This is a genomic window from Streptomyces sp., from assembly GCF_019510245.1.
Lineage (GTDB): Bacteria > Actinomycetota > Actinomycetes > Streptomycetales > Streptomycetaceae > Streptomyces.
In genome coordinates, this window is sequence record NZ_JAEKKT010000061.1 from 1 (window position 1) to 18,622 (window position 18,622).

Below are 18,622 nucleotides of genomic sequence, written 5' to 3' on the forward strand. Positions count from 1 at the left end.
AAGCAGAAGAAGAAGGGCCTGTTCGGCCGCTAGCCGGTCAGCGGTGCCGCAGCAGTCCGGCCCGTGACTCGGCGGCCGCGCGCGCCGGAGACTCCGGCACAGCGAGGTCTAGCTCCTCCAGGTTCGCGGCGATGCCGTCAACCGTCACCGTGGCGCCCTCGGGAGCCGTGCGCTTCACGAGGGCGAGACCGATCGGGCCCTCCTCGAAATGACGGACGGCACTGCCCATCCGCCCGACGATACGGCCGTCGAGCAGGACGTCCGACCCGACCGCCGGGAGGTCGATGTCAGAGCCGTCGAGGTGAAGCCGCACGAGCCGGCGCGGCGGGCGGCCGAGGTTCCAGACGCGGGCGACGCTCTCCTGCCCGCGGTAGCAGCCCTTGTCGAGGTGCACCGCTGCACCGAGCCAGCCGACCTCCTGCGGGAGGGTCCGGTGGTCGGTGTCGAGCCCGAGCCGTGGCCTGGCTGCTGCGACGCGCAGCGCCTCGAAGGCCTGCATCCCGGCGGTGCCTGCGGCCGGCTCGCCGAGCAGGAACGTCCCGAACCCGGTACGGGTCCCCAGGCCCTCGGCCTCCCCCGGCACCCAGGACACGGCCAGATCGGCCAGGCCCACCTCAACCCGCAGCATGAAGCGCATCCGATCGAGGAACTCCACCAGCGCCGGACCAGTGCCCGGCTCGACGTGCGCGAGCACTTCCGAACCGGTCTCGACGAGCTGCAGGTGGTGCTCGACGTGCCCCTGCGGGTTGAGCAGGAGCGCCTCGGTGGAGTCGCCGGGCTGAAGGTCGGAGACGTGCTGGGAGACCAGCGAGTGCAGCCACGACAGCCGGTCCGGACCAGCCACGCGTACGACGTCCCGGTGCGAGAGGTCCACGACACCGGTACCGCCGACGAGGGCGCGCTGCTCCGCGTACGGGTCTCCGTAGTGGCCCGCGACGGCAGCGTCCGGCGGGTCGGCGGGAACGGCGGTCACACCTTCATCAAAGCGCAGGACCTGACCGGGATTCCCGCTGGAACGCGCCAGCCGCCGAATATTGGCGTGCGCACGTCTCTACGCTCCTCACATGTCCCACACATGAAGTGACCAGCGTCGGTCCCTGCTCAAGCGCGCCGCCGCCGAACGTCACGCCGACGACGAGGCTCGCGAAGCCCTGCTCGCGGTGCTCCTTCGCCTGATCGATGAGTACCGCTTCGGCATCCGTGACCTCAGCACGGAGGAGTTCACCGATCTCGTCCGCGCCTGGGGGACGCTCAACGCCGGCGAGACCCAGTCGGAGGCCGTCCTCCGGATCGGCACCTGCTCCCGCATCACGAAGTAGCCCTGTGGATGGTGCGTTACCGCGGTAACGCACCATCCACAGGCGTCGACCGAGCTGACAGCGAAGAACGGTGGCCCTTCTCTTCGCTCCGCGAAGCGCGTCGTACCTAACCGCCTGCGCGTGGCGATTGGGATGAACGGACGACTCGGCTCTTCGCGCTCGGGAGCGGCCTGACCGGCTGGTGAGCCTGCGCGACCATCGGGCCTCGCGCTGGTCCCGGCATCACTTCCGGGTGCATAGTCCGGAACATGCGCGGACTGAGCCGTCGCTTCTGCACGTTGGTGACGTTGACGATCGTCGGTTGCATGGTGCTAGTTCCACCCGCCCGAGCATCGTCCGGGACGCTTCGCGTCACCCCATCCGTTCTGCATCCGGGCCAGACGGTGACCTTCTGCGGCAGTGGCTTCGCCTACGAGAACTCCGACAAAGTTGTGTCGTCCAGCATCGACGGCCTGGTGGGAACCCACGCTGGCGTGCGACCGGACGGGACCGCTTGCGCCTCCTACGCCTATGAAGACTTCCGCGCCCCTGCCGCTCGTTATGCGAAGTTGTTTCTCTCGTCCACCTCTGCCAGTGGCAGCGGCCTCCGCACCGACTACGGGCGCGTGTATCTAGCCAGTTCCACATTGCCGTTCACGGGCCCGGGCCAACTCGTCTGGCTTCTCACGTTCGGAACGCTCGCGCTTGTTGCTGGGCTCGCAACCCTCGCCATCGAACGTCACCTGGTGCATAGGTAAGGCCGGTTCTTGCAGCGGGCGTTGCTCGCCGCTTCGGGCCTTGGCCGCAGGCGTCTGGGGCATGCTCGCTTGATGATGCGGGAACTGTTCAATGCCGTCGTTGACACCGACTTCGGGCAGTTCGATCTGCTTTGGGGCGACGAGACGGACTACCTGGTGGGCTGCCCCGTCGATTGGGATGACGGCCATGTCAACGGCTTCGTTGGTGCCGGGAACCCACATGGGCTGCATCTGTGCATGGCGCGCCCGCATGGCGCATCGCCCGTTGTCATCGAACTGCACGCGGAGGAGCCGGCCGTGCCACCCCCGTCGTTCGAGGACGTGGTGGAGGTATCAATCGTGATTCCGCCGGAGGCGAGAGTCACGTGGTTTTCCTGGGGCGGCGAGACTTCGGGTGAACTTCCGACCGTTCCCGGTGGCAGCTACCGGGTGCGCGTGTGCTGCCAGGGCCGTGATGAAGCGGCTGGCGAAGTGGACATCGCTGAGGCCGTCATCGACCTCTACGTGATCCAACTGTGGCTTGCACCCCCGGCGCCCGAGAACATCGTCCGGATCGGTACTGAGGACGCCCGCCGCGGTATGCGGGATCTCGCGCGAAGGCAGCAGCAAGCTTCGCTGAACTCATCGGTTGATGACGAATAGCGCCGCTTCCCGCACACCGATCACTGCCTACGCAGAACACCGAAGTCAATGACTAAAAAGACCCCGAGGGCGGACACCGACAACCACGTGTGAAGGGTGGACGGTCCAAAGATGTTCAGGAAGATCAACGGGACGGCCAAGCAGAGATAGAGCCCCATGGCCAGCCGATAGCGCGGCACGTTCGGGTAGTTCTCCGGCCGGATCTGCTGTCGCCGAAGCCACTTCATGCGACGGAGGGTAACGCCGTCGGTCTGCATCCGGCGCGAGTGCAGAGAGCGCCGCGTCCTCGCGATTGAGACGGCCCCTTCGACGAAGGCCGCGCTTGCGCAACCGTACGAAGTTATCGTGCCGGGATGGATTCGGGATCTGCCTCGGGCAGTGGCGCTCGTAAGGGGATCCTTCTGGCGACCTACGTTGCGTGTGGTGTCTTGGGACTGATCGCTGCTGTGGCCGCAGGGGCCTTCAACAGCGGCGCCATCTGCGGCGAACTCGGATCGGACGATCTGCCGTGTAGCCCTGGTGGCGCCGTCATGGCCTGGGGATTCTTCGCCTTGATCCCGGGGCTGGCCTGGCTACTCACTCGGATGAAGAACCAAGAGGGCTTCTATGCCGTGGCGTGGGCCACTTGGCTGACCTCGCTGTTCGTCACCGGCTTCCTGGTTGTTCTCATGCCGAAGGCTTGACGCGCAGCTGAGCCGTCGGGACATCACCCGGGGCTTGGCACGCTCGCCCGCCACGCAGGGAACGGCGGCTAGCGCCTCTCTCGGCCAAAGGCGGTTGCCGAGCCTCGATGGCTAACTCATCATCTGGACATTGTGCGATTCGTTCGCGGTGACTCGGTCACCGGTGTGATGCCGATGTATGTCTCTGTGGTGCTCACTGCTCTGACTCCGGCTCTTCTCATGACGTTAGGTTGAACCGCTAGGGCGCCAGTTGAGCGGCAGCCCGAGAGCGGAGGACGGGGTGGGCAGCCGGGCTACGACTATGGACGAATTGCAGGCGAAGGTGGCCCGCCTCGTTTCCGCCGAGGGGAGGGCCGCCGGGCTGGCCTTTCGACCGCGCCCGACCGACGTGATCATTGCCCCGTTCCCCAAGTGCGGGACGACGTGGCTGCCAGCAGATGGTGCACAGCCTGCGGACCGGCGGGGACCTCGACTTCGATGACATCTCGCGGGTCGTGCCGTGGATCGAGACCGCCGCAGACCTTGGCCTCGACCTGGACGCTGAGCAGCGGGCCGAGCCGCGGGCGTTCAAGAGCCATCTGTCATGGACCCAGGTCCCGAAGGGTGGCCGGTACCTGGTGGCGGTGCGGGACCCGCGTGATGCCCTGGTGTCAGTCCACCGGTTCTTCGAGGGTTGGTTCTTCGAACCGGGCAGCATCGACGTCGAGACCCTTGGCCGCGCACGCTTCCTCGAGAACAGCGACTACTACCGGCACCTGGCTTCGTGGTGGTCGCACCGGGACGACCCAGAGGTCCTGCTACTTGCCTACGAGCACATGCTCGCCGCTCCGGAGGCAACTGTCCGGCGCGTGGCGGCCTTCATCGGGGTCGAGGCTACCGATGAGCGCCTCGCGACCGCACTCGACCAGTCCTCGCTCGCGACCATGCAGGCCAACCACGACAAGTACGACGACCTCATGATGCGCGCGTTGTCGGAGCGCAACTGCGACCTGCCGCCCGGGGGCGCATCGGGCAAGGTGGGGACCGGCGGCAGCGGCAGTCACCGCGGCCAGCTGTCCGAGGCGTTCCTCGCCGAGCTGGACGCGACCTGGCGCGAGAGCCTCGGGGCGGAGTTCGGACTCGACAGCTACCAGGCCCTTCTGGAGGCATTGCCCGGTCCATGAGTGGCGACGGGTCGCTCGAGTGCCACGACATTCCGGGCGCCTGCCGCCGACTCAGTCACCGCGCCACTCGGTGCTTGTCCGCGCTCTCAAGATGTTCCGAAAGAAGCGGTGCTCGTTGGCCGTCCCGGCAAAGAGCGGCTGCTCCTGGGCGAGGTCTTCGAGCTCGATGTCGCCGGACTTGCCGGCCAAGAGCTGCTGTTGTGCGAGCTCCCAACGGCGACGCCGCCACCAGGACAGAACGGGCACCCTCATGGTGACCTTGTTCGACGTGACGCCTCGTCAAACCTGCTCATCCTGACGGGCTCCTTCGCGTTTGGTCTCCGCTTCGACTCAGCCCCGCGTGCGCAAGCGAGCCAGCTCCAGGGATCGCCCGGTAGACATCAGCAGTGCCAGGCACAGGGCGGCGATCCCGACAATGCCATCCAGCCAGTAGTGGTTCCCGGTGACGACCACGACGTACGTCGTCACAGCTGGGTAGCCCACCGCCAGCCACCGCCAGCGGCTCCTCGAGACGAGGACGACGGTGAGTGCGAACAGGACGGCCCAGGCGACGTGCAGGGACGGCATCGCGGCGTACTGGTTCAGCAGCCCGTGATTGCGCGGATTCCCCCCGTACACGGACTCGCCGTAACGCACCCCCGTGTCCACGACGCCGAAGTCTGGTCGCAGCCTCGGCGGTGCCAAGGGATAGGTGAGATGAAGGACAAGACCGATCGCCGTCGTGAGCACCAGCACCCGCCGGAACCACAGGTAACGGCTCGGCCGCCACAGCAGCAGCCAGACCGTCACGACGACCAGGCCGAGGAAGTGCTCGAACTTGTAGTAGTCGTTCGCGGCGTGAACCAACCAGCTCCAGTGCAACACGGCCCGCTGCACTCGGCCCTCGTCCGGCAGGTGCAGGTCGCGCTCCACCGACCACACCTGGCTCGCATGGCCGCTCGCATGACCCGTACGCCGTCCTGCCAGGGCGCGACCAAGCGTGTACAGCAGCCAGAGGCCACCCAGCACGGCGGCCTCGTGCAGCAGTCGCCACAGCGGTCGCCGTTGCTCGACGGCCGACCGACTCTCGCTACCGCCCGCCATCACTGACGCGGCCCACGCCGCTCACGTCTCACCCCTGCGCGCGGGCTCATCGAACAGTGCCGTACTGCGCCACCACGGCAGGCCCACGAAGAAGCTGAAGAGCAGCACGAACTCGGCCACGAACACCTCGAGTGCCGCGTAGCCACCGCCGCCCCCGATAACTGTCAGCGCCACGCAGGAGTGCACGACGACACCGACGACCGGAACCATCAAGCCTCTCCCGCGTGCGACAAGGCCGAACGTCAGCAGCATCGCGGCGACGCCGATCAGGCAACCACCGACCACCACACCGAGGCCGTTGGCAAGGGACGCCTCGGCGCCAGTGGCAGGGGAGACGATGACCTCTGTGATCAGCACCGCGCCGAGAACGGCCAGCAAGACTCCCTGCGTGACCAGGGTCCAGCTGGCTGCGCGAGCCGCGCCTCGTGGAATCTCCCCTGGAGCGCTGGGTGGGCCTGCCGGCAGGACGGGTGACGTGGGCAGAGGCCCGGCCGGTTCTGCTGGGCGGCGCGGCGTACCCGCCTCAGGGTGACACTCGCAGAGGCAACCGGCGTAGGTCATGGCTCCGCAGGTGACGTGGCGGTTCGCGACGCAGAGAGCCGAGACCCGGAGCACGAGTCGCAGCCTAGGTCCCTCTTGACAAGCTGGCGCTAGGTCGCTTGAATCCAAGTTATTCGAGTTCTAGCGAACCGAAGAAGGTGCGAGAGCATGGCCATCCCGCCGCTCATCCGCGTAGGGACCGACTTCGAGAGCGAGTACCCCGGCGCCGAGGCCCTGGCGACCGAGTGCTTCGCCAACCTGTGGCGGACGGCTGAGCTGCTTATGGGGCTGCACAATCGCGACACGATGGACCGGCACCAGCTCTCCCCCAGCGCCCGAGAGGTGCTCGCCGTCGTCGAGGGCGCGGGAGAACCGCTCGAGCCGAAGGTCATCGCAGAGCGACTCATGGTGACGACGGGCTCGATGACCTCGTTGCTGGACAACCTCGAGAAGCGAGGTCTGGTCCGGCGGCTGCCGCACCCCCATGACCGCCGCAGGCTCCTGATCGACATCACGCCGGAGGCCCGGCTCATCGTCGACGAGCTGCTCCCGGCTCTGCACGCCAGGGAACGCGACGTGATCGGCGACGCCCTCACCTTCACCGAGCAACGGGCTCTTCTGCGCTACCTGGCCAAGCTCCAGCAGGCCGCCATCCAGGCGCGATCGGCGCCCGCGCCCCAGGGTGACGGCCGCCGCCGTACCGCTCGTCCCGCCACAGCGAAAGGACCACAGTCATGACCCTCACCGAAGCTCAGCGAGCCCACGTCTCGACGTCTCCGGCGTGGAGCGGGATCAACCACCTCGCGCTCATCACCAATGACATGGATGCGACGGTTCGCTTCTACCACGGCGTTCTCGGCGCGCGACTCGCCTCCACCGTGGGCACCTCGACGTTCCGTCACTACTTCTTCGACTTCGGGCCGCACTGCACCGTCGCGTTCTTCGAGTACGTCGACCTTGCCCTCGAGCCCTTCGCGAAGCCGGCCGGCGTTGCGGATCCCCGCGCGGTGCAGTTCGACCACCTCGCCCTGAACCTTCCCGACGAGGACGCGCTCCACGACCTGCGTCAGCGGCTCATCGGTGCCGGCTGCGAGGTCACCGAGATCATCGATCACGGCAGCGTCCGCTCCGTGTACTTCACCGATCCCAACGGCATCGCGCTCGAGGCGTCGTGGTGGGTTCGCGACGTCACCGGCCGACCGGCCTCGTACGACAACGAGCTCTTCGGCGACCCGAACCCCGTGGCCGCTCTCCAGGAGCTCCGATCCACCGGAACCCTCGCAACCGTTCCGAGCACGCGGCTCGCATGACCTCTTCCGACTAAGGACACGGACATGACACAAGCGCTCGACTCCGCCACACCGACAGTGACACCCGACCCTTCAGCGATCATGCAGGTCGGACTCGGCTTCTGGCCGTCCAAGACGTTGCTCAGCGCGATCGAGCTGCGCCTGTTCACGTTGCTGGCCTCGGACCCGCTGACAGGCGGCGAGATCGCCGATCGACTGGGGCTGCGCTCGCGGGCGGTCTTCGACTTCCTCGACGGCCTCGTGGCCCTCCGTTTTCTCGAGCGCCAGGGCTCGGGCGAGGGCGCGCACTACGCCAACACTCCGGCCACCGCGCTGTTCCTCGACACCGCCAGCCCGCAGTACATCGGCGGGATCCTCGAGATGGCCAACGCCCGGCTCTACGGCTTCTGGGGCGGGCTCACCGAGGCGCTCCAGACCGGTGAGCCGCAGAACGAGGTGAAGCACACTGGCCGCTCGATGTTCGAGGAGCTCTACGCGGACCCGGCGCGGCTCGAGCAGTTCATGGGTGCCATGTCGGGCATCTCCCTCGGCAACTTCCACGCGCTTGCCAACGCCTTCGACTTCTCCTCCTACAAGACCCTGTGCGACGTCGGCGGCGCCACCGGGCAGCTGTCGATCATCCTCGCCGAGCGGCACCCGCACCTGAGCTGCGTGAGCTTCGACCTGCCGATGGTCGAGCCCATTGCTCAGCGCAGCATCGCGGCCGCCGGCCTTGCGGGCCGGGTCTCCACCGCGTCGGGTGACTTCTTCGACGGCCCGCTCCCGTCCGCCGACGTGATCACGATGGGGATGGTCCTTCACGACTGGAACCTCGAGCGCAAGCAGCAGCTCATCCGGTCGGCCTACGAGGCGCTGCCACCGGGCGGCGCCCTCATCGCCATCGAGAACATCATCGACGACGACCGGCGTGAGAACGTCTTCGGGCTGATGATGTCGCTGAACATGCTCATCGAGTTCGGTGACGCGTTCGACTTCACCGGCGAGGACTACCGCGGCTGGTGCGAGGACGCAGGCTTCACCAAGGTGGAGATCCTGCCCCTCACTGGCCCGACCAGCGCGGCGATCGCCTACAAGTAGGCCTCAGGTCCGCGTCACCACGATGACCGGGCTGAAGCCGGCGGCGTTGCCGCTCATCGCGCCGAGGCCGGTCTTCAGGGAGTAGCTGCCCCGCGGCAGCCGGATGCTGAACACGTAGGTGCCGTTGCTGGCGATCTTCGCGCTCGCGACCCCGTGGTAGCCGTCGGCGTACCGCCGGAACAGCCCGATCGTGTGACCGGCCTTGTTCGGCGACGTGGCGCCCCGGATGACCAGCAGCGTCGTCGCGCCGGACGAGGAGCCCGACCTCGGCGACGTGATGGTGATGCGGGTGCCGACGCTGACGGAGTAGGTCGGGGCACTCGCGGCCGCGTTGACGGCGGTGGCCAGCGCCGAGGTGCGGACGGACGTGTTGTAGACCGCGGCCGCCGGGCCCAGCCGCCAGGTGCCGTCGCTGCGCGTCGTGGTCGCGTACGTGTGCGCGCTCCCGACCGCCGGCACGAGCGTCAGCTTCACGGTGACGCCGGCGAGGCCGGCGCCGCCGGTGACCCGGGTGAGCTTCCCGGAGTAGGTGACGCTGCTGCCGCTGGTCGTGGCCCGCGGCGTCGAGGTGCTGGTGAGCCGGGTCGCGTACTTCGGCGTCGCCACACCGGTGGCGGTGGAGTACTCGCCGTACCCGCCGGTGGTGTTCTTGGCCTTGACCTTGAAGCGGTACGTCGTGCCGTTGGTCAGGCCGCTGAAGAGCACCTGCCGGTTCGGCGCGGCAACCACCTTGGTGTCGATCGGCACGCCGCCAGAGGTGTACCGCTGCACGGTGTACTCGGTGATGGTCGAGCCGCCGGGGGTACCGGGCGACCAGGCGACGAGCACCTTGGTGTCACCGGCGGTGGCCGCGACGGTGGACGGGGCGGTCGGCGGCGTGGCCACCAGGAAGCCCGCCTCGTCCACGGAGTCGCCGAACCGGCTGCTGCCGCCATCCGGGTTGGTGACCTGGACGGTCTTCTTGCCGTCGGTGGCCGTCGACGGGACGGTCAGCGTGCCGGTGAGCTGGGTGCCGTCGGCGCTGACGTCGGTGATGGTGATGCTCAGCTGGTTCGACGGCGTGATGGCCGGCAGCTGCTCGCCGCTCTTCGCGAAACCGGTGCCGGTGATGGTGACCGGCAGGTCCGTCGTCCCGCGGGGAGCCTTGGCCGGCGTGATCGCGGTGATGACCGGAGCGGGCGTGACCGTGAGGCCGTCGCTCAGGGTGCCGCGGCCGCCGTCCGGGTTCACGACGGTGATGTCGTGGGTGCCGACCTCTGTGTCGTCGCCGAGCGTGACAGTGACCTTCATCGAGGTGGCCGTCGGCGCCGCGCTCTGGACCACGGTGGCGGTGATGTCGGTGCCGGCGATCTTGACCGTGCTGGTCGGGGTGAATCCGGTGCCGGTCAGGGTGATGTCGGCGGTGCCGCCCTGGCCCAGGCTGCTCGGCGCCGCGTTGGTGACCTTCGGGCCGGCGTTGACGGTGAAGCCCCCGGCCTTGGTGCCGCTGGTGCCGTCGGAGTTGGTGACGATCACGTCGCGGGCGCCGGTGGCCGCGCCCTCGGCGATGTCGATGACGGCCGTGAGGTGGCCGGCGGAGAACGTGGTGCTCTCCACCGTGATGCCGGAGCCGCTGAAGGAGACCGTCTGGCCCGGGTAGATGCCGTCAGTGCCGGTGATGGTCACCGACTTCTGCAGTGCGCCCTGGCCGGCGCTGGTCGGCGCGACGGTCAGCCCGGTCGGGGTGGAGTTGGCGATGACCCGCAGGCAGCCGGTGCAGGTGAGCACCGTCGGGCTCTCGGGGTCGGCGGTCGGGGTGGACGTCTGCACGGTGTAGTAGCCGACGGCCGCGTTGGTCAGCGGGAAGGTGACGGTGAGCTGGCCGCCGCTGAGGGTCTTGACGACGCCGGGCAGCGCCCCCTGGTCGCTGACCCCCGGCAGGTACGCCGTCACCGTCGACTGCAGCGTCAGGGCGGGCTCGCCGGCGGCGGGGGCGACCGTCACGTCCTGCGCGTGCGCGTTGCTGACGAGCGGCGTGAGGACGTCGAGGTTGCGGACCCCGAAGCAGCCGGTGCAGGTGCTGGTGCCGCCGTCGGGGTTGGTGACCGTGACGTCGCGCGGGCCGTAGGCGGCGTCGCCGGCCACGGTGACCTTGCCGGTGAGCGTGCTGCCGCTGCCGGAGATCGAGCTGAAGGTGACGCCGGTCCCGGAGGCGGTGACGGTCGCGCCGGCCTGGAAGCCGGAGCCGTTGAAGGTGACGTCGGCGTCGGTGGTGCCGCGCGAGGCCGAGGCCGGCAGGACCGAGGTGACGACCGGGTTCTGCGTGACCGTGAAGGCGTTGCTCTTGGTGCTGGTGCCGTGGTCGGCGTTGGTCACGGTGACCGACCGGGCGCCGAGGGCGGTGTCGGGGTCGATCGCCAGCGTCACGCGGACGCCACCGGCGATGGCCGAGGGAGCGGTGACGTCGATGCCGTCGCCGAAGTCGAACACCGAGGTGGTCGACAGGTTGCTGCCGGTGATGTCGACGGTGCCGGCGTAGCCCTGGCCGCGGGTCGAGGGGCTGATGCTCGCGATCGACGGCGCCGGGTTGATGGTCAGCGCGTTGGCCAGCGTCACGAAGCCGCCGTCGGCGCCGCGCAGCGTGAGGTTGCGGGTGCCGGTCACTGCGGCGTTGGTGGCGCTCACGTCAGTGGTGAAGACGTCCTTCGTCACGTTCACCACCTGGTTGGAGGCGGTGACGTCGGTGGCTGCGGTGCCGCCGCCGCTGGCGGGGACGAACAGCGTGGTGGTGGGGTTGAAGGTGTTGGCAGCCGGGCCGGTGAAGGTGAACGGCACGGCCGAGGCGCCCTGGCCGATGACGAGCGACGCAGGCGTCGTGCCCGTGACGGCCGGCTGGTAGAAGGACGCGACCTCGGTGCCGGCCTGGCCCACCGCGTTGGTGACCTTGATGTGGTGCACGCCCACGGTGGCGCTGGGGTCCTTGCTGTAGGTGCCCCGCAGCGTGGTCGAGTTGATGTAGCCGTTCGCCGTCCCGCCGTCGACGTTCGGCACGAAGGACATGTGGTCCTCGGGGCTGCCGTCGGCCTTGAGGAAGCTGACGGTGGAGCCCTTGGACAGGTGGCTGCCGGTGATCGTCAGCTGGCCGTCCGGCGGGTTGGTGGTGCCGGCCCACAGCGCGCTGCCGTCGACGGTGGGGTTGCTCGTGTCGGCGACCGTGGTGCCGCCGGTGAACGTCCGGTCGGTGTCGCCCGGGAAGCCGGCGGTGCCGGTCACGTTGATGGCGTAGCTGCCGGGGGCGGCGTTCGCCAGATCAGCCTTGAAGGTGAGCGTGGTTCCGCAGTCGCCGTCGGTGCCGAGGACCGGTACACCTCCGGTGCACGTGCCGGTGGCAATCATGGTGCCGTCGATCACCGGCTGCCCCGTCACCGGTGGCGTGCGGGTGAGCGTCACCGTGTCCTGGGCGGATGGGTAGAACTGCGTGCTGCTCGACGTCACGGTGAACGACTTCACGCCGTCGTTGGTCGTCCCGGTGGGGTTGACGGACGCGAGGGCCTCCGCCGACGCGGCGGGCGCGAGGGCGATGCCTCCCGCGGCGACCAGGGCGGTGACACCCGTAGCGGCGATCAGGCGGCGGGCAGCGAGACGCATGTCTTCTCTTCTCGGATCTGGGGGGAGAGCGCGACCATCTTGGCGGATGCTGGGCTTCGTGGCAGGGACTTCGACGCCCGATGGGCGTTTCCTGCCTGGTTCAGCGGTTCGCGCACGCCGCGCACCGGCCGAAGAGCGCGACGTGGCCGACGTCGACCGAGAAGCCCTGCTCGTCGGCGATCGTGGCCACCAGCGGCTGGAGCAGCTCGGCGCCCACCTCGAGCACCGCCTCGCAGTCGCGGCAGACCAGGTGCACGTGGTCGGCCGACCCGGCCACCGAGTACGACGGTGAGCCGTGGTTGAGGTGGGTGTGCCGGACCAGCCCGAGGTCCTCGAGCAGCTCGAGCGACCGGTAGACGGTGGACAGGTTCACCCCGTCGCCGACCTGCTCGCTGATCGCCTCAGGGGTGGCGTGGCCCAGCACCCCGACGGCCTCGAGCACCCGCTGGCGCTGCGGGGTCAGCCGGTACCCACGGGCGCGCAGCTCCTGCTGCCACGCCTCGCCGGTGCCGGTCTGCTTGCCCACACCCCGAGTGTCCCAGGCTAGGAGCGCCGTGCGGCGAAGCGGACCTCGCCGTGGTCGTTGCCAGGCGTGGCGGCCATCCCGACCTGGAGCAGGTGGCTGCCCGCGGACAGCCGGATCGAGAACGAGTAGGTGCTCTTCGACGACGCCCGGACGGCCGCCAGCCGGGTCAGCTTGCCGGTGCTGCTGACCGAGTACAGCGTCACCACGTAGCCGGCCTTGTTGGGCAGCACGGTGCCGCTGATCACCTGGTTGACCGTGTGCGAGCCGGTCGGGGCGCTGACGTAGATCCGCACCGCCACCAGGGTCCGCCGCGCGGCGGAGAGGGACGCTCCGTTGCGGCTGTCACCGGCGTACGTGGCGGTGTAGGTGGCGTTGTGCACCGGCGCGAAGCGGTAGCTGTACTTGCCGGTGGCGTCGGTGGCGACGGTCGCCACCGTGGTCACGACACCGGAGTCGCTGCGGGCCTTGAGGACGACCTTGCCGGCCGCCACGCTCTTGTCGGTCCGGGTGACGGTGCCGGTCAGCGTGATCGGGTTGCCGCGCAGGACGCGGCCCGGCAGGGACCCGAGGCTGACCGTCGACGTCCACCTGGGCGTGACCGCCGGGGCGCTGGCGGACGGGCCGGCGCCGCGCAGGTTCGTCGCGCGGACCGACACGGTGTACGCCGTGCCGTTCACGAGGCCGGTGAAGCCGACCGAGGTGGCCGTCACGGTCTTCGTGACGGCACCGGGGTTCAGCGTCGCGGTGTAGCTGGTGACCGGCCGGCCGTTGCTGGCAGGAGCCGCCCACGTCGTGGTGAGCGCCTTGTCACCGGGGGTTGACGTCAGGGCGGTCACCGCGCCGGGCACGCCGTACGGCGTCGCCGTGGCCGGCGCGCTGGCGGGACCGGCGCCCGCGGTCGTGGCTGCGCGGACGGTGAAGGTGTAGCCGACGCCGTTGGCGAGGCCGGTGACGGTGGCCGTCGTGGCCGTCCCGTCCGCCGGGTAGGTGGTCGTCCCTGTGACGGTGCCGCTGTTCGGCGTGACGGACACCGAGTACGACTTGATCGGCGTCAGGGTCGCGCCGGACGGTGCCGTCCAGGACAGGTCGGCCTGGCCGGCCGCGGCGGTGACGCTCGCGACCAGGCCGGTCGGGGCGCCCGGCACGGCCGGCAGCGGCGTGACAGGGGCGCTCGTGGCCGAGGCCGGCGAGCTGCCGACCGCGTTCACGGCGACCACGTAGAAGGAGTAGGCGGTGCCGTTGGTCAGCCCGGTGACGGTCGTCGACGTCGTCGCGACGGTCTTCTTCAGCGTCCCGTCGGCGAGGTACACCTGGTACGACGTGATCGGGCTGCCGCCGTTGCCCTGAGGGGTCCAGGTCAGCGCTGCGGAGGCGTCGCCGGCGGTGGCCGTCACGTCCTTCGGGGCGTCGGGGACGCTGGCCGGGGTGGCCGCCACCGGGCCGGTGGCCGGACCGGTGCCGACGGGGTTGACCGCGGCCACCGTGAAGGAGTAGCTGGTGCCGTTGACCAGGCCGGTGACCTGCGCGGTGGTGCCCTCGACCGTGACCTCCGGGGTCGGGTCCGGGGCCGAGCCGTCCGACGTCTTGTTGACGGTGACGTCGTACCCGCTGACGTCGAGGCCGCCGTCAGAGATCGGCGCGTCCCACTTCAGGTTGACCACGCCGTTGCCGCGGGTCGCCGCGAGGTTGCGCGGGACGCTCGGCAGGTCGCCGATGCTGAACGCCTGCTCAGCGGTGGCGGAGCCGCCGTCGTTCGCCGGGGTGTTCGTGACGGTGACGTCGCGCGCCCCCAGCGGGCTGGCGGTCGGGCTGACCGTGACGGGCACGGTGATCGTCGTGGCGCTGATGGTCGGGGAGCCGGTCGTGATGCCGGGTCCGAACGCGATCGCGACGCCGCCGGTGTTGAAGCCGGTGCCCGTGATCGTCACCGTGGTCGGGCCGGTACCGATCCGCTGGACGTCCGGCGAGACGGTGTCGATGGTCGGCGCGGCCTTGACGGTGAAGCAGCTGCTGCAGGTCGCCATACCGCCGTCGCCGTTGGTGACGGTGAAGGAGCGGGCGCCGGCGACCGCGTCCTGCGCGACCGTGACCGGCACGACGAAGCTGCCGCTGGCGACCGAGGTTGCGGTGCCGGCGGTGACGCCGGTGCCGGAGAAGGCCACCGACGGCGTGCCGTTGAAGCCGCTGCCGCTGATGGTGACGTTGACGGTCGGCGAGCCGGCGGCGCGGCTGGCCGGGCTGGCGCCGGTGGCCGTGGGCGCGGCGTTGACCGTGAGGCAGTTCAGCACCGAGCACTCGCCGGTCTGCGTGGACGCGCCGTCGGTGTTGGTGAGCACGATCCCGCGGGGGCCGGCGCTCGCGCCGACCGTGTTCAGCGTGAACTTCATCTGGTTGCGGCTGATCCACTGGCTGCTGACCTGGGTCGGGCCGGTGGAGCCGATACCGCTGAAGGTCAGCGTCGCCCCGCGGGCCAGATCGGTGCCGTTGACGGTGAGCACGTACGCCGGGTTGCCGGCGGCGATGGTGCTCGGCGAGATGCTCGTCAGGTGCGGCACCGCGCCGGCGACCGTCAGGGCGTTGGCCTTGTGGCCGGTGCTGCCGTCCGGCAGCGTCACCCGCACGGCCCACGCGCCGTTGCCGGGGGCGATGCCGTCGACGTCGAAGTCGGCGGTCAGCGAGGTGGCCGTCAGGTTCCGCACGTTGGTGCCGACGACGTCGGGCTGACCGGCGCGCTGCAGCACCGGGACGGCGCCGGCGGCGAAGTTGACGCCCGTGATGGTCAGCGCCTGCGAGGTGGTGTCGTTCGTGACGATGGTCGGCGAGACGGTGCTGACCGCCAGGTCCTCGACGGTGAGGCACGAGCCGTGCGAGGCGGTGAAGCACTCGACGATCGAGCCGTTCTTGTCGAGGTACCCGAGCCGGTAGGTGCCGGCCGGCGCGCCCGCCGGGATGTCCAGGGTCCCGGTGAGGGTCTTGCCGCTGTTGGTGGCGACGGCCGCGCCGCTCATCGTCCAGTCGGGGTGGCCGAAGACGAACAGCTTCGGCGTGACGTAGCTGTTGCTGGTGCTCGCGGTGCCGTCCTTGCCGAGCGACTGGGTCTGGAAGCCGGACCCGGTCAGGGTGATCGTCACCGACGAGGTGTTGATGCCGACCGAGGTCGGGCTGCTGCTCGTGATGACCGGCGCCGCGCTGGGCGTCATCTGCGTGCTGCCGGCGTTGACCCCCAGGTCGGGGTTGGCGAGGTGCAGGTCCCGCGCGGTCAGCGGCGCGTCACCGGCGAGCGTCAGGGTGAGCACGGCCGAGGTCAGGCCGGTCACCTGCACGTTGTTCACCGTGATGCCGGTGCTCGGGCTGAAGGCCGCGGTCATGCCGGTCTGGAAGCCGGCGCCCTTGAGGGTCACCGGGAAGCTGACGCTGCCCTGGCCGGGGTTGTCGTCGTCGAAGGGCGCGTTGCTGTCCAGGGCCGGCCGCGGGCTCAGGGTGAGGACGCTGGCGGCGTTGCCGTAGCCGTCGCCCTTGTCCAGCGCGATGATCCCGTAGTGGTCGACCGTCGAGGCGATCGTCGTGTTGGACGGGTCGGAGATCGTGACGTCGAGCGTGACGCTCTTGGCCACCGCGTCGTAGGTCTTGCTGTTGACCTTGGTGGCGTTCGGGTTCAGGGCCTCGGAGTAGAAGCCGAAGCTGGTGGTCGGGGTGAGGCCGACACCGGTGACGAGCAGCGAGGCGTGCTGGACGCCGTAGCCGAGCTTGGCCGGCGTGCCCACGGACTGGTCGGTCCGCCGGACCGCTGTGACCTTCGGGACCTGCAGGCAGCCGGTGCAGGTCGCCTTCTTGCCGTCGGTGTTGGTGGCGACGACGTCGTACGTGCCGCCGTTGGCGGTCGGGTCGATGGCGAGGGTGCCGACGACGCTGCTGCCGGACGTGCCGGTCGTGGTCCAGACGACCTTCGGGTCAGCGACACCGGCCTGCAGGAAGCTCAGCGTCGTGCCGACGGCGAAGTTGGTGCCCGTGAGCGTGAAGCTGGCGGGGTTGCTGCCGCTGTTCGACGTGCGGCCGAAGCCGTTGGCGGTGGGGACGGCGCCGGTGACGGTGAAGCAGCTGGCGCAGGAGTAGACGCTGCCGTCGAGCGGCGGGTTGGTGACCTTGGCGTCGTACAGGCCGGGTGCGGCGGCCGTCAGCGTCACCGGCGCGGTGAGCTTCTTCGAGTCGCTGGGGTCGACCTGCGCCGGGGAGCTGTTCGTGATCGTCCGCGACGGGACGCCGTGGTAGGTCAGCACGACGCTCGCACCCGGCAGGAAGCTGCTGCCCGTCGTCGTGAAGGTCAGCGTCTGCGCCGAGGAGCTGTTGTTGGGCCCGTAGTTCGGGCTCACGCTGAGGTCCTGATCGGCCGCGAGTGCGGTGCCGCCGAGGAGGCCGGTGCTGATCAGGCCGGAGGCGACGAGCACGCCGAGGACGCGGCGGGTGCGAGACATGCTGCTCCATTGCTGGGTGGGAGGCTTCTTGCTGGCGACCACGATGGCGTATCGGACGCCGTTCCGGGGTCGTTTCGGGATTCGCCGCCGTCGCCCTCTCTCCTGCGTCGCAGCAGGTTTGAGAATCGGTTTCGCCTGTTATCGGGCGATTTCACGGCCGCTAGCCTCGTCGCGTGACCCGGGTGCTGCTCCTCGACGGCCTGCGGGAGGTCCCGCCGGACGCCCCCGTTCTCCGCGCCGACGACCTCGGCGTGGTCCGGGGGGAGGCGGTCTTCGAGACGATGCGGGTGCTCGACGGCCGCCCCTGCTTCCTCGCCGAGCACCTGTCGCGGATGCAGCGGTCAGCAGCCCGGCTCGGCATGGTGCTGCCCGACGGGTTCGAGCAGCTCGCGGCTGCGGCCGCCGCCGGTGCGGAGGACGCGGGGCTGCGGTTGACGCTGACCAAGGGCGGCGTCGGCTTCGCTGTGCTCTTCGACGTGGCGCCGGAGACGGTCGCCGGCCGCGCCGGGGTGAGCGTCGTGACGCTCGAGCTCGGCATCGCCTCGGACTACCGCGCCGGCCAGGCCTGGGCCCTCGGCGGCGTCAAGTCCACCTCGTACGCCGTCAACATGGCCGCCCTCCGGCACGCCCACGACCTCGGCGCGGACGACGTCATCTGGGTCTCCACCGACGGGTTCGTCCTGGAGGCGCCCACCTCGACGGTGGTCGCGCACGTGGACGGCGAGTGGGTCACGCCGCCGGCCGAGACCGGCATCCTCCCGGGGACCACCCTGCTCGCGGTGCAGCGCGCGACCGAGGTGCGGCAGCGGCCGCTGCTTGTCGACGAGCTGACCGCCGACGTGGCGCTGCTGTCCTCGGTGCGCGGCGTGGCCCCGGTGACGCGGCTCGACGGCTGCGCGCTGCCGACCGAGCAGTCACTCGCCCTGCAGGCGAGCTACGAGGCGCTGCTGCGGTCGTAGTCGTTCGGCGTCCTGCGCGGCGACTCGTGGCTGAGCAGGTCGGCCGACATCGGTCCCCATGCCAGGTCCAGCAGCAGTGACAGCGGGATGCCGTGCGCGAGCAGCGCCATCGGCGACATCGGGTTCTCCAGCTGTCGGGTGTTCACACCCAGAACGTCGGCCGGACCGTGTGCCCGAGTTGACGGTCAAGCGGGTGGATTTCAGATGATCCGAAGCGACCACCCGGCTGCGCCGTTCGCCGCGCAGCCCGTTCTTCACCCCCGAAAGGGCGAACCCCTGGGCACTTCCTCTTCCACCGAAGTGGTCGAGGGCCGGCTGGACTGAGCCGGCGCCCAGGGGTTCGGGTGCCTGTCGTGGATTCGCCGTAGGCCGTCTGAGGCCTGCGGTGGTCCGCGTCGTCTCGACGGCGTCTAGCGGACAGCCACCTCACGAGTCCGTTGGATACTCAAGTGTTCGGACCACCTCCCTTCAGTGTGCTTCCAGG

18 protein-coding genes are annotated in these 18,622 nt (G+C 69.7%); 9 read left to right on the forward strand and 9 right to left on the reverse strand.

From position 1 onward, the window contains the following. Positions 1 to 37 precede the first annotated feature (37 nt). Positions 38 to 973, reverse strand: a complete 936-nt coding sequence (locus tag JF597_RS03200) for a folate-binding protein (protein WP_293988408.1) — start codon at positions 971 to 973, stop codon at positions 38 to 40. 187 nt (positions 974 to 1,160) lie between these two features. On the opposite strand from JF597_RS03200, the gene JF597_RS03205 reads away from it, so the two are divergent. The 3 genes from JF597_RS03205 (at position 1,161) to JF597_RS03215 (ending at position 2,698) form a co-directional block, all read left to right on the forward strand. Beyond that, complete coding sequence (locus JF597_RS03205; protein ID WP_293988411.1) at positions 1,161 to 1,319, forward strand: hypothetical protein; 159 nt, start codon at positions 1,161 to 1,163, stop codon at positions 1,317 to 1,319. A gap of 248 nt (positions 1,320 to 1,567) precedes the next feature. Next, complete coding sequence (locus JF597_RS03210) at positions 1,568 to 2,056, forward strand: hypothetical protein (RefSeq protein ID WP_293988414.1); 489 nt, start codon at positions 1,568 to 1,570, stop codon at positions 2,054 to 2,056. A 72-nt stretch (positions 2,057 to 2,128) separates the two neighbouring features. Continuing rightward, positions 2,129 to 2,698, forward strand: a complete 570-nt coding sequence (locus JF597_RS03215; protein ID WP_293988417.1) for a hypothetical protein — start codon at positions 2,129 to 2,131, stop codon at positions 2,696 to 2,698. A gap of 20 nt (positions 2,699 to 2,718) precedes the next feature. On the opposite strand, the gene JF597_RS03220 is transcribed toward JF597_RS03215, so the two are convergent. Then, positions 2,719 to 2,925 (reverse strand): hypothetical protein, encoded by a 207-nt coding sequence (locus JF597_RS03220; protein ID WP_293988420.1) that lies wholly within the window; start codon positions 2,923 to 2,925, stop codon positions 2,719 to 2,721. 201 nt (positions 2,926 to 3,126) lie between these two features. Between JF597_RS03220 and JF597_RS03225 the strand changes: the two genes are divergently transcribed. Continuing rightward, positions 3,127 to 3,381: a hypothetical protein gene (locus tag JF597_RS03225; RefSeq protein WP_293988423.1), complete on the forward strand. Its 255-nt coding sequence runs from the start codon at positions 3,127 to 3,129 to the stop codon at positions 3,379 to 3,381. Between the two features lie 437 nt (positions 3,382 to 3,818). After that, a complete protein-coding gene (locus JF597_RS03230; protein WP_293988426.1) occupies positions 3,819 to 4,544 on the forward strand; it encodes a sulfotransferase domain-containing protein in 726 nt (241 codons plus the stop codon). A 51-nt stretch (positions 4,545 to 4,595) separates the two neighbouring features. On the opposite strand, the gene JF597_RS03235 is transcribed toward JF597_RS03230, so the two are convergent. The 3 genes from JF597_RS03235 to JF597_RS03245 all read right to left on the reverse strand — a co-directional run bounded on the left by JF597_RS03235 (position 4,596) and on the right by JF597_RS03245 (position 6,005). Further along, positions 4,596 to 4,790, reverse strand: a complete 195-nt coding sequence (locus JF597_RS03235) for a hypothetical protein (protein WP_293988429.1) — start codon at positions 4,788 to 4,790, stop codon at positions 4,596 to 4,598. Positions 4,791 to 4,874: 84 nt separating this feature from the next. Then, on the reverse strand, positions 4,875 to 5,627 hold the full coding sequence (locus tag JF597_RS03240) for a phosphatase PAP2 family protein (RefSeq protein ID WP_293988432.1): 753 nt from the start codon (positions 5,625 to 5,627) through the stop codon (positions 4,875 to 4,877). A gap of 21 nt (positions 5,628 to 5,648) precedes the next feature. Then, the gene (locus JF597_RS03245; RefSeq protein WP_293988435.1) at positions 5,649 to 6,005 is read right to left on the reverse strand and encodes a hypothetical protein; all 357 of its coding nucleotides are present in this window, start codon (positions 6,003 to 6,005) and stop codon (positions 5,649 to 5,651) included. 330 nt (positions 6,006 to 6,335) lie between these two features. Here JF597_RS03245 and JF597_RS03250 point away from each other — a divergent pair, with 330 nt between their 5' ends. From JF597_RS03250 to JF597_RS03260, 3 genes are read left to right on the forward strand one after another with little or no spacing between them, the layout of a single operon-like run. After that, positions 6,336 to 6,905, forward strand: coding sequence for a MarR family transcriptional regulator (locus JF597_RS03250; RefSeq protein WP_293988438.1), 570 nt, complete (start codon positions 6,336 to 6,338; stop codon positions 6,903 to 6,905). Further along, on the forward strand, positions 6,902 to 7,477 hold the full coding sequence (locus JF597_RS03255) for a VOC family protein (protein WP_293988440.1): 576 nt from the start codon (positions 6,902 to 6,904) through the stop codon (positions 7,475 to 7,477). Before JF597_RS03250 ends, JF597_RS03255 begins: the two co-directional genes overlap by 4 nt. Positions 7,478 to 7,501: 24 nt before the next feature. Continuing rightward, positions 7,502 to 8,554, forward strand: coding sequence for a methyltransferase (locus tag JF597_RS03260; protein ID WP_293988443.1), 1,053 nt, complete (start codon positions 7,502 to 7,504; stop codon positions 8,552 to 8,554). Positions 8,555 to 8,557: 3 nt separating this feature from the next. Here JF597_RS03260 and JF597_RS03265 read toward each other — a convergent pair whose 3' ends face one another. From JF597_RS03265 to JF597_RS03275, 3 genes are all read right to left on the reverse strand, one after another. After that, positions 8,558 to 12,181, reverse strand: coding sequence for a fibronectin type III domain-containing protein (locus tag JF597_RS03265; protein WP_293988446.1), 3,624 nt, complete (start codon positions 12,179 to 12,181; stop codon positions 8,558 to 8,560). 100 nt (positions 12,182 to 12,281) lie between these two features. Beyond that, on the reverse strand, positions 12,282 to 12,707 hold the full coding sequence (locus tag JF597_RS03270; RefSeq protein ID WP_293988449.1) for a Fur family transcriptional regulator: 426 nt from the start codon (positions 12,705 to 12,707) through the stop codon (positions 12,282 to 12,284). Between the two features lie 17 nt (positions 12,708 to 12,724). After that, positions 12,725 to 17,179, reverse strand: a complete 4,455-nt coding sequence (locus tag JF597_RS03275; RefSeq protein WP_293988452.1) for a fibronectin type III domain-containing protein — start codon at positions 17,177 to 17,179, stop codon at positions 12,725 to 12,727. 173 nt (positions 17,180 to 17,352) lie between these two features. Between JF597_RS03275 and JF597_RS03280 the strand changes: the two genes are divergently transcribed. After that, complete coding sequence (locus JF597_RS03280; protein WP_293988454.1) at positions 17,353 to 18,138, forward strand: aminotransferase class IV; 786 nt, start codon at positions 17,353 to 17,355, stop codon at positions 18,136 to 18,138. Here JF597_RS03280 and JF597_RS03285 read toward each other — a convergent pair. Continuing rightward, entirely contained in the window at positions 18,114 to 18,284 is a 171-nt protein-coding gene (locus JF597_RS03285) for a hypothetical protein (RefSeq protein ID WP_293988456.1), read from the reverse strand. The genes JF597_RS03280 and JF597_RS03285 overlap by 25 nt on opposite strands. Between the last annotated feature and the right edge of the window lie 338 nt (positions 18,285 to 18,622).